The 13,204-nt window shown below is 67.0% G+C and carries 13 protein-coding genes; 7 read left to right on the top strand and 6 right to left on the bottom strand.

The window, feature by feature from the left end:
• Positions 1-28 precede the first annotated feature (28 nt).
• From AC3WOB_RS24935 to AC3WOB_RS24905, 7 genes are read left to right on the top strand one after another with little or no spacing between them, the layout of a single operon-like run.
• Positions 29-1,588: a benzoate-CoA ligase family protein gene (locus AC3WOB_RS24935; RefSeq protein ID WP_013395645.1), complete on the top strand. Its 1,560-nt coding sequence runs from the start codon at positions 29-31 to the stop codon at positions 1,586-1,588.
• On the top strand, positions 1,585-2,409 hold the full coding sequence (locus AC3WOB_RS24930; RefSeq protein ID WP_492276497.1) for an alpha/beta fold hydrolase: 825 nt from the start codon (positions 1,585-1,587) through the stop codon (positions 2,407-2,409). Before AC3WOB_RS24935 ends, AC3WOB_RS24930 begins: the two co-directional genes overlap by 4 nt.
• Positions 2,410-2,445: 36 nt before the next feature.
• Positions 2,446-3,606 carry an ABC transporter substrate-binding protein gene (locus AC3WOB_RS24925; RefSeq protein ID WP_492276496.1) on the top strand — a complete coding sequence of 387 codons (1,161 nt, stop codon included), beginning with the start codon at positions 2,446-2,448 and terminating at the stop codon, positions 3,604-3,606.
• Positions 3,607-3,637: 31 nt separating this feature from the next.
• Complete coding sequence (locus AC3WOB_RS24920) at positions 3,638-4,519, top strand: branched-chain amino acid ABC transporter permease (RefSeq protein WP_013395648.1); 882 nt, start codon at positions 3,638-3,640, stop codon at positions 4,517-4,519.
• 2 nt (positions 4,520-4,521) lie between these two features.
• Positions 4,522-5,607 (top strand): branched-chain amino acid ABC transporter permease, encoded by a 1,086-nt coding sequence (locus tag AC3WOB_RS24915; RefSeq protein WP_492276495.1) that lies wholly within the window; start codon positions 4,522-4,524, stop codon positions 5,605-5,607.
• The gene (locus AC3WOB_RS24910) at positions 5,600-6,364 is read left to right on the top strand and encodes an ABC transporter ATP-binding protein (protein WP_013395650.1); all 765 of its coding nucleotides are present in this window, start codon (positions 5,600-5,602) and stop codon (positions 6,362-6,364) included. Before AC3WOB_RS24915 ends, AC3WOB_RS24910 begins: the two co-directional genes overlap by 8 nt.
• On the top strand, positions 6,361-7,071 hold the full coding sequence (locus tag AC3WOB_RS24905; RefSeq protein ID WP_492276494.1) for an ABC transporter ATP-binding protein: 711 nt from the start codon (positions 6,361-6,363) through the stop codon (positions 7,069-7,071). The genes AC3WOB_RS24910 and AC3WOB_RS24905 overlap by 4 nt, the downstream gene beginning before the upstream one ends.
• Here the strand turns inward: AC3WOB_RS24905 and AC3WOB_RS24900 are convergent.
• The 6 genes from AC3WOB_RS24900 to AC3WOB_RS24875 form a co-directional block, all read right to left on the bottom strand.
• Positions 7,068-8,624 carry an acetolactate synthase large subunit gene (locus tag AC3WOB_RS24900; RefSeq protein ID WP_207465481.1) on the bottom strand — a complete coding sequence of 519 codons (1,557 nt, stop codon included), beginning with the start codon at positions 8,622-8,624 and terminating at the stop codon, positions 7,068-7,070. The two genes, AC3WOB_RS24905 and AC3WOB_RS24900, sit on opposite strands and share 4 nt — an antisense overlap.
• A 160-nt stretch (positions 8,625-8,784) precedes the next feature.
• Positions 8,785-9,537: an amino acid ABC transporter ATP-binding protein gene (locus AC3WOB_RS24895; RefSeq protein WP_013395659.1), complete on the bottom strand. Its 753-nt coding sequence runs from the start codon at positions 9,535-9,537 to the stop codon at positions 8,785-8,787.
• Positions 9,538-9,541: 4 nt separating this feature from the next.
• Positions 9,542-10,234 (bottom strand): amino acid ABC transporter permease, encoded by a 693-nt coding sequence (locus tag AC3WOB_RS24890; protein WP_013395660.1) that lies wholly within the window; start codon positions 10,232-10,234, stop codon positions 9,542-9,544.
• A gap of 30 nt (positions 10,235-10,264) precedes the next feature.
• On the bottom strand, positions 10,265-11,053 hold the full coding sequence (locus AC3WOB_RS24885) for an ABC transporter substrate-binding protein (RefSeq protein ID WP_492276493.1): 789 nt from the start codon (positions 11,051-11,053) through the stop codon (positions 10,265-10,267).
• A gap of 42 nt (positions 11,054-11,095) precedes the next feature.
• Positions 11,096-12,004 carry an arginase family protein gene (locus tag AC3WOB_RS24880; RefSeq protein ID WP_041656097.1) on the bottom strand — a complete coding sequence of 303 codons (909 nt, stop codon included), beginning with the start codon at positions 12,002-12,004 and terminating at the stop codon, positions 11,096-11,098.
• Between the two features lie 277 nt (positions 12,005-12,281).
• A complete protein-coding gene (locus tag AC3WOB_RS24875) occupies positions 12,282-13,148 on the bottom strand; it encodes an IclR family transcriptional regulator (protein ID WP_492276492.1) in 867 nt (288 codons plus the stop codon).
• Positions 13,149-13,204 lie beyond the last annotated feature (56 nt).

The raw sequence follows: 13,204 nt of genomic DNA, 5'->3' as shown, positions 1-13,204 counted from the left end.
CCCACCCACAGGACATCAGGAGACAACCGTGAACGCCTGTCCCGCCGAACTCAACTTCGCCAGCCACCTGGCGGCGCTCAACGCGCCGCGCGCGGCCAAGCCGGCCTACATCGACGATACGCGCCAGATCAGCTACGGCGAACTGGCGGAGCGGGTGGCGCGCATGGCCGGCGCGTTGCGCCAGCTGGGCCTGCGGCGCGAGGAGCGCATCCTGCTGCTGATGCAGGACAGCGTCGACTGGCCGGTGGTATTCCTGGGCGCGCTGCATGCGGGCGTGGTGCCGGTGGCCGTGAACACCCTGCTCACCGCCGACGACTACGCCTACATCATCGGCCACAGCCGCGTGAGCGCCGTGTTCGCGTCGGGCACCTTGCTGCCCGTGGTGCAGGCGGCGCTGGCGCAGGCTTCGGCCGACGTCGAACATCTGGTGGTCTCGCAGCCGGCCGGCCCTCTGCCCGAGGCCGCGCGCGAATTCGAATCGCTGCTGGCGGCGGCGCCGCTTGCGCCCGCGGCGCGCACCCTGTCCGACGAGATCGCCTTCTGGCTGTATTCCTCCGGCTCCACCGGCAAGCCCAAGGGCGTGGTCCACACCCACGGCAACCTGTGGCATACCGCCGAACTCTATGCCAAGCCCGTGCTCGGCATCCGCGAGGACGACGTGGTGTTCTCGGCCGCCAAGCTGTTCTTCGCCTATGGCCTGGGCAACGGGCTGACCTTTCCCCTATCGGTCGGCGCGACCGTCATCCTGATGGGCGAACGCCCCACGCCGCAGGCGGTGTTCCAGCGCCTGACCCGGCACCGGCCCACGGTGTTCTACGGCGTGCCCACGCTGTACGCCAGCATGCTGGCCTCGCCCGACCTGCCCCCGCGCGAACAGGTGGCCATGCGCATCTGCACGTCGGCCGGCGAAGCCCTGCCGCGCGACATCGGCGAACGCTACACGCGCCACTTCGGCTGCGAGATCCTGGATGGCATCGGCTCCACCGAGATGCTGCACATCTTCATCTCCAACCAGACCGGGCAGCTGCGCTACGGCACCACGGGCAAGCCGGTGCCCGGCTATGAAGTGCAGCTGCGCGACGACAGCGGCGCCCTGGTGCCGCCCGGCGCCATCGGCGACCTCTACATCAAAGGCCCGAGCGCGGCCCTGATGTACTGGAACAACCGCGACAAGACCCGCCAATGCTTCCTGGGCGACTGGCTCAAGAGCGGCGACAAGTACACCTGCGACGCGGACGGCTACTACACCTATGCCGGCCGCAGCGACGACATGATCAAGGTCAGCGGCCAGTACGTGTCGCCGGTCGAGGTCGAGAACATCCTGGTGCAGCACGAAGCCGTGCTGGAAGCCGCGGTGATCGGCGTGCCGGATCATGACGGCCTGGTCAAGACCAAGGCCTATGTGGTGCTGCGCCCCGGCTTCGAGCCCGACGCCCAGACCGGCGCCGCCTTGCAGAACTACGTGAAGCAGCACCTGGCGCCGTTCAAGTATCCGCGCCAGATCAATTTCACAGAGGAACTGCCCAAGACCGCCACCGGCAAGATACAGCGCTTCCGCCTGCGCCAGCTGGAAGAGGCCACGCTATGAGCGCGTGCGACGTGGCCGAGACCGTCTTTGCCGAGTTCCATGCCGGCGGGCGCGACCTGCGCCTGGAATGCCAGTGGCTCGAGTCCGATCGCGCCGGCGCCCCGCTGCTGGTGTTCCTGCACGAAGGGCTGGGCTCGGTGTCCATGTGGAAGGACTGGCCCCAACGCGTCTGCGTAGCGGCCGGCTGCCGGGGGCTGGTGTACTCGCGCTACGGCTACGGGCAATCGACGCCACGGCCGCTCGAAGAAAAACGGCCGGTGGATTTCATGCACACCGAGGCGCGCGAGGTGCTGCCCGCCTTGCTGCGCGCCCTGGACGTGGACGCCGCGCGGGACCGGCCGGTACTGTTTGGCCACAGCGACGGCGGCTCCATCGCTCTGCTGTACGCCGCGATGCATCCGGACGCCGTCGCCGGCGTGGTGGCCGCGGCCCCGCACATCCTGGTCGAAGACGTCTCGGTCGCCAGCATCGCGCAGGCGCGCCAGGCCTATCTGGAAACCGACCTGCGCGCCCGGCTGGGCCGCTATCACGCGGACCCGGACTCGGCATTCTGGGGCTGGAACGACATCTGGCTGGACCCCGCGTTCCGCCGCTGGAACCTGGACGAATACCTGTCCCGCATCGCCTGTCCGGTGCTTGCCATCCAGGGCCTGGACGACGAATACGGCACCCTGGCGCAGATCCGCGGCATACGCCGGCTCGCGCCCCTGACCGAACTGCTGGAAATCCCCGACTGCGGCCATTCTGCGCACAAGGACCAGCCGGCCCGCGTTATCCAGGCCATCGCCGGCTTCGTCGGCGGCCTGGCACAACCCCGCTGACCTCGCGTCGGCCCATAACAAGCACGGAGACTAACCATGAACTACGCCCTGACCCGGGCTGCGCTCGCCGCGGCTCTGACGCTCGCCGCCACCGGCGCCCAGGCCGCCGACAAGATCAAGGTCGGCTTCATGCTGCCCTACAGCGGCACCTACGCCGCGCTGGGCAACGCCATCGAGAACGGCTTCAAGCTGTACGTCGCCGAGCAAGGCGGCAAGCTGGGCGGACGCGAGATCGAGTACTTCAAGGTGGACGACGAGTCCAATCCCGCCAAGGCCGCCGAAAACGCCAACCGCCTGATCAAGCGCGACCAGGTCGACGTGCTGATCGGCACCGTGCACTCGGGCGTGGCGATGGCGCTGGCCAAGGCCGCCAAGGATGCCGACACCACCTTGATCGTGACCAACGCGGGCGCCAATGCCATCACCGGCCCGCTGTGCAGCCCGGGTATCTTCCGCACCTCGTTCACCAACTGGCAGCCCGCCTACGCCATGGGCCCGGTGGCCTTTGCCAAGGGCCACAAGACGGCCGTCACCATCACCTGGAAGTACGCGGCCGGCGATGAAGCCATTGGCGGCTTCAAGGAAGGCTTCGAGAAGGCCGGCGGCAAGGTCGTGAAGGAACTGAGCCTGCCGTTTCCCAACGTGGAATTCCAGCCGCTGCTGACCGAGATCGCGGCGCTCAAGCCGGACATGGTGTTCACGTTCTTCGCAGGCGGCGGGGCCGTGAAGTTCGTGCAGGACTACCATGCAGCCGGCCTGGGCAAGACCATCCCGCTGTACGGCTCCGGCTTCCTCACCGACGGCACGCTGGAGGCCCAGGGCGCTTCCGCGCAAGGCCTGCTGACCACCCTGCACTATGCCGACGGCCTGAACACGCCGCGCGATAACGCCTTCCGCGCCGACTACAGCAAGGCCTACAAGGCGCAGCCCGACGTTTACGCGGTGCAGGGCTATGACGCGGCGCAGCTGATGCAGTCGGGCCTGGCCGCGGTCAAGGGCGACTTCGCCAAGAAGGAGGACTTCCGCAAGGCCATGCGCGGCGCCACGGTGGACAGCCCGCGCGGCCCCTTCACGCTGTCCAGCGCCGGCAACCCGGTGCAGGACATCTATCTGCGCCGCGTCGATGGACTGGAGAACAAGGTCGTCGATGTCGCGGTGAAGAAGCTGGCCGATCCAGCCCGCGGCTGCAAGCTCTGACGCTGACCGCAATCCGCCACAGGGAGGCCCCATGGACATCAGCATCCTGCTCATCCAAAGCCTGAACGCATTCCAGTACGGCTTGCTGCTGTTCCTGGTGGCCAGCGGACTCACGCTGATCTTCGGCATCATGGGCATTATCAATCTGGCCCACGGCAGTTTCTACATGATAGGCGCGTACATGGCGTTCGCGCTGGGACCGGCCGTCGACCGCTGGCTGGGCGGCGGCTTCCTGGCCACGCTGGCGATCTGCGTGCTGGCCGCCGGCGCGCTGGGCTATCTGCTGGAAGCCGCATTCTTCAGCTACCTGTACAAGCGCAACCACCTGCAGCAGGTGCTGATGACCTACGGCCTGATCCTGGTCTTCGAAGAGCTGCGCAGCATCCTGGTGGGCAACGACGTGCACGGCGTGCCCCTGCCCGCCTGGCTACAGGGCAGCATCGCGCTGGGCGATGTCATGACCTATCCGGTCTACCGGCTGTTCATCTCGGCCGTTGGCATCGCGGTGGCGCTGCTGCTGTACTGGGTCATCACCCGCACGCGGCTGGGCATGATGCTGCGGGCGGGCGCCAGCAACCGCGAAATGATCGGCTCGCTGGGCATAGACATCAACAAGCTCTACCGCCTGGTGTTCGCGGCCGGCGTGGCGCTGGCGGCCCTGGCGGGCAGCATCGCCGCGCCGGTGTCCTCGGTCTACCCCGGCATGGGCAACGGCGTGCTGATCATCTGCTTCGTGGTGGTCGTGATCGGCGGCATAGGCTCGATCCGTGGCGCCTTCCTGGCCGCGATGCTGGTGGGCGTGGTGGAAACCTTCGGCCAGGTGCTGTTTCCGTCCGCGGCAGGCGTGCTGGTGTACCTGCTGATGGCGTTCATACTTCTTTGCAAGCCCGAAGGGCTGTTCAAGCAGGGCTGACCATGTTGAACCGACTATTGCCCATTGCGGCGCTGCTGGCCCTGGCCGCCTTTGCCTGGAACGGCAGCGACTACTACACCGGCCTGGCGATCAAGATCATGATCTACGCGATCTTCGCGCTCAGCCTGCAACTGCTGGTGGGCGGCGCCGGACTGGTCAGCCTGGGCCATGCCGCCTTCTTCGGCATCGGCGCCTACGTCGCGGCGCTGCTGTCGCCGGAATCCGAGGCCGCGGGCCTGTGGTGGCTGCTGCCGGCCGCCCTGCTCGCCGCCGCGGCCTATGCGCTCGTGACTGGCGCGCTGGCGCTGCGCACCCGCGGCGTGTATTTCATCATGGTCACCCTGGCTTTCTCGCAGATGGCGTATTACGTTTTCCACGACACCAAGATTGGCGGCGGCAGCGACGGCATCTATCTGTACTTCCGGCCCGAGCTGTCCGTGGGCGGCTGGATGCCGTTCGACCTGAGCGATGCGCGAACCTTCTATTTCTTCGTGCTGGCCTGCCTGGCGCTGGCCTGGGGCTTTCTGGCGCTCCTGCGGCGTTCGCCCTTCGGCGCCGCGCTGGCCGGCATCCGCATCAACGAACAGCGCATGCGCGCAGCCGGCTACTCGACCTATCCGTACAAGCTGGCTGCCTACGTGGTGGGCGCCACGCTGGCCAGCCTGGCCGGCTTTCTATTCGCCCTGAAGGACGGCTTCGTCACGCCCGAGCTGCTGGCCTGGGAACAATCCGGCCTGGTGCTGCTGATGGTGATCCTGGGTGGCATGGGCAGCCTGGGCGGCGCGGTGCTGGGCACCGTGGCACTGGTGCTGCTGCAGGAACTGTTCCAGTCGCAGGAACTGTTCGGCGACTACGCGCGCCATTGGCACCTGCCCCTGGGCATCGCCATCATCGCACTGGTGGCCTTGCTGCCCAATGGCCTGGCCGGATTGCCGGCTCAGTTGCGCCAGCGGCGCGCGGCGCGCAACGCTGCGCCCAGCCCGGGCCACGACGCCGCCCGCAATGCCGCGCCCAAGCCGGACACGGCCCCTTCCGGCCGTCCGCCGGCCCCTGCCCGCCTGCCCATCCAGGGAGAGCCCCATGTCTGACGTCCTGCTTGCCGCCAGCGCGGTCACGCGCCGCTTCGGCGGCCTGACGGCGGTCAACGGCGTGTCGCTGCAATTGCGACGCGGCCAGGTCCATGCCGTCATCGGCACCAACGGCGCGGGCAAGTCCACGCTGATCAACATCCTGTCGGGCGAACTCGCGCCCAGCAGCGGCCAGGTGATGCTGGGCGGCCGCGACATCACCGCCTGGCGCCAGCCCGACCGCGCCCGCGCCGGCCTGGGCCGCAGCTACCAGCGGTCCACCATCTTTCCCGAACTGAGCGTGTTCGAAAATTGCAGGCTGGCCGCCCAGGCGCGCCGCCAGCGCTTCTGGCATTGGTGGCGCTCGGCCGCGGAATGCCGCCACAGCGCGGACCTTGCGCGCCACGCGCTGGAACGCACCGGACTGGCCGACGAGGCCGCGCGCGAGGCCGGGCTGCTGCCGCACGGCCGCAAGCGCCAGCTTGAAATCGCCATGTGCCTGGCGGGCGAGCCGCAGGTGCTGCTGCTGGACGAACCCCTGGCCGGCATGGGACCGGAGGAAACCGACCGCATCCTGGAACTGCTGGAAGCGCTCAAGCCCGGCCACGCCATCCTGCTGGTGGAACACGACATGGACGCGGTCTTCCGCGTCGCCGAAACCATCACCGTCATGGTCAACGGCGCCGCCATCGCCAGCGGCAAGCCGGACGAGATCCGCGCCAACCCCGACGTGCGCACCGCGTACCTCGGCGAAGAGACGCATGGAGCCCCGCTATGACCGCATTGATCGAAGCCGGCGGCCTGCACGTCTATTACGGCGCCAGCCACGTGCTGCGCGGCATAGACATGCATATCGCGCCGGGAGAATCCGTCGGCCTGGTGGGCCGCAACGGCATGGGCAAGACCACGCTGATCCGCAGCCTGATGGGCCACGTCAAAAGCGCCCAGGGCAGTGTGCGGGTGGACGGGCGCGACTGCACCCGCGCGCAGCCGCATGCCATCGCCCGCATGGGCGTGGCCTACGTGCCTGAAGGACGCGGCATCTTTCCCAACCTGAACGTGCGCGAGAACCTGCAGGTGGCGGCGCGCGCGGGCCGGGACGGCCGCCAGGAATGGACCTACGCCCGCGTGCTGGAGGTGTTTCCGCGCCTGCAGGAACGCCTGGGCCACGGCGGCCAGCAGTTGTCGGGCGGCGAACAGCAGATGCTGGCGATAGGCCGGGCGCTGATGACCAACCCCGAACTGCTGATCCTGGACGAGGCCACCGAGGGCCTCGCGCCGCTGATCGTGGCCGAGATCTGGCAGATCATCCGGCAGATCCGCGCCAGCGGCATGTCCACCCTGATCGTGGACCGCAACTACCGCGCGGTGCTGGAACACACCGACCGCTGCCTGGTGATGGAGAAAGGCCAGATCGTGCAGGATGGCGAGAGCGCGTCGCTGGCCCGGCAGCCGGAGCAGCTGACGCGCTATCTGGGGGTTTAGATCACCGCTTCGATCAGGAACGGGCCGCGGCGCTTCAGGCCTTCCTGCAGCGCGCGCGCGAATCCTTCCACCGTATCCACGCTGACCGCTTCCACGCCCATGCCGCGCGCCAGATGCGTCCAGTCCAGGTACGGTTCCTCAAGGTCCAGCATGCGGCGGGCGTTGCGGCCCGGCTCCAGCACGCCCACGTTCTTCATCTCGCCGTGCAGCGTCGCATAGGAACGGTTGGCCAGGATCACCGTCAGGCAGTCCAGGTTCTCGCGCGCCTGCGTCCACAATGCCTGCAAGGTGTACATGCCGCTGCCGTCGGCCTGCAGGGTGATGACCTTGCGGTCGGGGCAGGCGACCGCGGCGCCGGTTGCCATGGGCAGGCCGATGCCGATGGCGCCGCCGGTCAGCATCAGCCAGTCGTGCGGCGCGCTGCTGGCGCTATAGATGGGAAATTCGCGGCCCTGGGTAATGGACTCGTCGCAGACAATGGCCTGCTCGGGCAGATGATGCGCGACCAGCACGTTGACGGCGGCGCCGGTCAGCTTGCCGGACTGCGGCACCTCGTAGTTGGCCGGAGCCGCGGCCAGGCGCGGCGCGTCCCGGGCGATGCCCAGTTCATCAGCCAGCCATTCCAGCGCGTGCGCCAGGTCCTGCTCGGGCGTGCCCAGCACCACCTGCTTGCAATCGGGCGGCGCCAGCAGGCTGGGCTTGCCCGGATAGGCGAAGAAGCCGACCGGCGCCTTCGCGCCCACCAGCACCAGGTGGCGCACGTCCTTCAGCTTGGCCACCGCCAGGTCGATGGGATACGGCAGGCGGTCGACGGGCGTGCGCGCGCCGCCGCGCTCGATGCGGCGGTTCGAGGTTTCCGACACCAAGCGCACGCCCGTGGCGCGCGCGATGCGGCCGGCGGCGTTCAGCGCGCGTTCGCGCAGCGCGGTGCCGCCCAGCATCAGGGTCGTGACTTCGCCCGAGCGGATCGCGGCGGCCGCCGCGCGCACCGCCTCGGCCGAGGTCTGGGCCAAGGCCTCGCTCTTGGCCAATACCGGCGCGGTGTTTTCCGGCAGATCCGTCCAGGCCGCGTCGGCCGGCAGGATCAGCGTGGCGATATTGCCCGGCGAACGACGCGCCACGCCCACGGCCTCGGCGGCATCGGCGGACAGGTCGGCGGCCTTCATGGTGCGCTTGACCCAATGCGACATCGGACGCGCGACGCCCTCGACGTCGCTGGTCAGCGGCGCGTCGTACTGGACGTGATAGGTGGCGTGGTCGCCCACGATGTTGACCATGGGCGTGCGGGCGCGCTTGGCGTTGTGCAGGTTGGCCAGGCCGTTGCCCAGTCCGGGGCCCAGATGCAGCAGGGTGGCGGCAGGCTTGTCGGCCATGCGCGCGTAGCCGTCGGCCGCGCCCGTCACCACGCCTTCGAACAGGCCCAGCACGCAACGCATCTTCGGTTTGCGATCCAATGCCGCGACAAAGTGCATTTCAGATGTGCCCGGGTTCGCGAAGCAAACATCCACATCGTTGGCCAGCAAGGTATCGCAAAGACTATCAGCGCCGTTCATCGTTTTTCCCTGATCATTTTCCATGGGCGGTGCATGGGCGCATGTGCGCCCGCATGACATGCATGATAGGTAGCGTAGCCGAAACCGGCTAGAGCCATTTCAGGCCGTCGTCATGGAACCATTCCGCAGGTTCCGCCAAGCGGAATTTGCAGGGGCATCCTCAGCCCAGTATCTGCCCAAGGAAGGCCTGCGCGCGCTCGGTGCGCGGCGCGCGGAAGAAATTGTCCGGCGTGTCCGCTTCGACGATCGCCCCCTGGTCCATGAAAACCACCCGGTCGCCGACCTCGCGCGCAAAGCCCATCTCGTGCGTGACGCACACCATGGTCATGCCGTCGCTGGCCAGCGCCACCATGGTGTCCAGCACCTCTTTGACCATCTCCGGATCCAGCGCGGAAGTGGGCTCATCGAACAGCATGATCTTGGGCCGCATGCACAGGGCCCGCGCGATCGCCACGCGCTGCTTCTGGCCGCCGGACAGCTGACCCGGATACTTGGACGCGTGCTGCGGGATCTTCACCCGCTCCAGGTATTCCATGGCGCGCGCTTCGGCCTCCTCGCGCGGCACGCCTTTCACCAGCATCGGCGCCAGCGTGCAGTTATCCAATACGGTCAGATGCGGGAACAGGTTGAAGTGCTGGAACACCATGCCAACCTCTGCACGGATGCGTTCGATGTTCTTCAGGTCGTCGTTCAGTTCGATGCCGTCGACCACGATGCGGCCCTTCTGGTGTTCCTCCAGGCGGTTCATCAGCCTGATGGTGGTGGACTTGCCGGAACCGGACGGCCCGCACAGGATCAGTTTCTCTCCCGGCAGCACCTCCAGCGCCAGGTCGTCCAGTACCTTGAAGTCGCCATACCATTTGCATACGCCCTGCATGGTGATGATAGGGGCGGCGTAGTTCAATCCATCCATCGCATCAGGCCTTGGAAATGTCGTGGTTTTCGCCCGCGCCGCTCCAGTACCCCGGCACGGTCAAGCGCTTTTCGGAACGGCGGAACAGGTACGCCAGCACGCTGCACATGGCGAAGTAGATGACGCCCACCATGGTGTAGACGGTCAACGCCTGAAAGGTGGCGCCCGCCAGCATTTCGCCGGCGCGCATCAGTTCATAGACGCTGATGACGGCTACCAGCGAGGTTTCCTTGATCAGCACCAGCGCGTAATTGCCCAGCGCCGGGAACACGGTGCGCAACGCCTGCGGCAGCACGATGCGGCGCAGCCGCTGCACCTTGCCCAGGCCCAGCGCGCGCGCCGCCTCGTACTGGCCGCTATCTACCGACTGGATGCCGCTGCGGAAAAGCTCGGCGAGATAGGCGCCGAAGTTCAACGTCAACCCCAACACGCCGGCGACGAAACCGTTGATGACCACGCCCATCTCGGGCAGGCCGTAATAGATGTAGAACAGCTGCAGCAGCAGCGGCGTGCCGCGTATCACGTCGATGTAGAAACGCGCGCCGCGGCTGAGCAGCCGCGATGGCGACAGGCGGCACAGACAGACGAGCAGGCCCAGGGCCACCGCCAGGAATGCCGAACAGAAAAACAGCGCCAGGGTCCAGACCGTCCCCTCGGCAAGGGGGGCCAGGTACATGCGCAGGGTCGCGAGATCCAAGTCGTGCTCCTTATCCGTGCCGGTGCGGCGTTACTTGCTCATCAGGTCGGCCACGCCCCACTTCTGCCCGATGGCGGCGAGCTCGCCGTTCTGCTTCATCTGCGCCAGCGCGCCGTTGACGGCCTCCAGCAACGCGGTATTGCCCTTCTGCACGGCCATGCCCACCTGCCACTTGCGCTGCGGCTGATAGCCCGTATCCAGCTTCACGCCCGGGATGTTCTTGGTCTTGATCTGGTAGATGATGCTGGGCGGATCCACGATGCCCAGGTCGATGCGGCCGGCGCGCACGTCTGCCAGCAGGGTGGAGTAGTCCTGGTAAGTGGATACCTTGGTGCCGGGCATGTCCTTGATCATGTTGAACTGCACCGAGTCCACCAGCACGCCGACGCGCTGGCCTTTCATGTCCTCGAACTTGGCGTACTTTTTGTCGGCCTTGTCGCTGACCACGATGCCCTCGCCCCATTCATAGACCGGCGCCGAGAAATCGATGGCGCGGGCGCGTTCCTCGGTGATGAAGAGCGGCGCGGACATGACGTCGGCGCGGCCCGAGGTCAGCGTGGGAATCAGGCCGGAGAATGGCACGTCGGACAGCTTGTCCGACACTTTGAGGTGCTTGGCCACGCCTGCGGCCACGTCCACCATGATGCCCTCCAGCTGGTTCGACTTCGGATTCTTGAAGCCGTGTGGCGGCGCGGACGCCGTGGTAACCACGTTCAGGCTCTGGTCCGCGCGAACCTCGTCCAGCGTGCGCGCCTGCGCGCCGGCATGGACCAGCAGGCTGGCAGCGGCCAGGCTCAACAGGATGGATTTGAATTTCATCGTTTTCCCCTTGAATGAAGTTATCGGCGTGGCGGACCCGGCTCAGGCCGGACGCCCTTGCGGATACTGCTGCACCGCTACCGCCGCCAGCGCGCAGAATTCCTGCATGACGGTGGCGGCCAGGAAGGCCGTGGCTCCCTGCACGTCTTGCGGCGGCGACACGGTGTTGACGTCGAACGCCACGAAGTTCAGGCCCGCGAGCTGGCGCAGCAACGCCAACCCTTCCTTGGCCGTCAGTCCGCCCCACTCCGGCGTGCACACGCCCGGCGCGCAGGAGGGATCGAAGATGTCCATGTCGAAGCACAGGTACACCGGACGCTGGCCGATGCGCTGCTTGATCTGTTCCAGCGCGCCCTTCTGGTCCTGATCGAAATCGTCGTAAGGCAGGATCGTGTACCCGACCTCGCGCCCGAACTCCAATACGCCCGGCATGAAGGAACTGCCGCGCGTGCCGACGTGGAAGCTGGACGCCACGTCCAGCAGCCCCTCTTCGGCGGCGCGCGTGAACGTGGTGGCCGTGTTGTAGCCAGGAATGGGGTAGGTGTCGGTGTGCGAATCGAAATGCAGCACCACGAAATCCGGATGGCGGCGCGCCACGGCGCGCAGCTGCGGCAAGGTGACCGCGCCGTCGCCCCCCATGGAAATGGGAATGGCGCCCGAATCCAGGATGGCGCCGATGCCGGCCTCGATCAGCGGATAGGATGCGTCCGGATCGCCCGGATGGCAGGCCACGTTGCCCACATCGATGGCGCGCAGGAACTCCGGCGGGTTATCGATGCCGTGGCGCCGGAAGATGTCGATGGGCCGCAACAGCCTGGATTGCTCGCGGATCGCGTCCGGCCCCTGGCGCGAGCCGACCCGGAACGGATGCGTGCCGCAATCAAAGGGAATGCCCACCACGCAGGCCCGCGCCGCGCCCGACCCGGCGGCGCGAACGGAAGGCAGGCCCATGAACCCGGCGACGGGATGAAAACAGACTTCGGCTGGCTGCTGCACAACTCGGCTCCTGTGTGACGACGCGTACCCACGATCACGATCGGGATCATTATTTAGATTCGATCAAATCGCTGTGCGATATGATCGTGTCGAAATAAGATTAGCGCGCATACAAGCACCCGGCCAATTAGGGATTTTCCCCTAATCGGTATTTTTATATCCGACTAAATCAGTATGGATAAAACGCTCAGCGCATCCGCGCGCAGGCGCTGGCGCGGGGCTTGGGCAGGACTTAGGCGTCGTCGCTGGCGAACGGCATGGCGTCGCGCAAGGCGCCGCCCGGCGGCTCCATTTCGTAGTAGGGACGCGACCGTCCCAGCGTGCGCGACGCGCTGATGGCGTGCGCCGTTTCCACCACTTGCGGGCCGAACACCGCCTGCGCCTGCTCGAACGACCAGCGGCTGGACGGAACCGACACGTTGACCGCCCCCACCGGCGTGCCCCCCGCATCCAGCACTGCGGCGCTGACCGTGATGTCCCCCGGATAGAACTCGCCGTTGGAGCGTGCATAGCCGTGGCGCCGCGCGAACTCCAGCTCGGACAGGAGCGCGTCCATATCCGTGATGGTGGCCGCCGTATAGGACTTACGGTCGCAGCGCTCCAGGAGGCCGCGCGCGACCACGGGATCCAGCCTGGCCAGTACCGCCCTGCCCGCCGCCGTGCAATACAGCGGCAGCCGCATACCGACCGGCATGTTCACGAACATTTCCTTGTGGGTGGCAAAGCGCGCCACGTAGACCATGTCCAGGCCATCGGGCTCGGCCAGACTGCAGGTTTCCTGGCTGTTGCGGTTGAGCGTATGCAGGAAAGGATTGCCGCCCAGCACCAGCGGGCTGGTCTGCACATACTTCATGCCCAGCTCCAGCGACCAGGGCCCCAGCGAGAACTTCTTGCTCAAGGGATCCTTGCGCAGATAGCCCAAGGTCCACAAGGTATGGGTGAAGCGCTGCACCGAACTCTTGCTCAGGCCCGTTGCTTCCGCCAATTCCGGCAGGGTCATGGCCGGCTGCCCCTCGCTGAAGGCCCGCAGGACGGAGACGCCGCGTGCCAGCGCGGCGATGAACAATGGGGAATCCTCGGCGTTTCGGGTCTGCGTCATGGCGCGTGGGGCGTCCAGTGGAAAGCGCATAGCGTACCGCATTACGGTGCGAACGT

Source organism: Achromobacter sp. FW305-C-30-7 (assembly GCF_058783105.1).
Note: the sequence above shows the minus strand (reverse complement) of the source record. Positions and strands in the feature narration are given on the sequence as shown.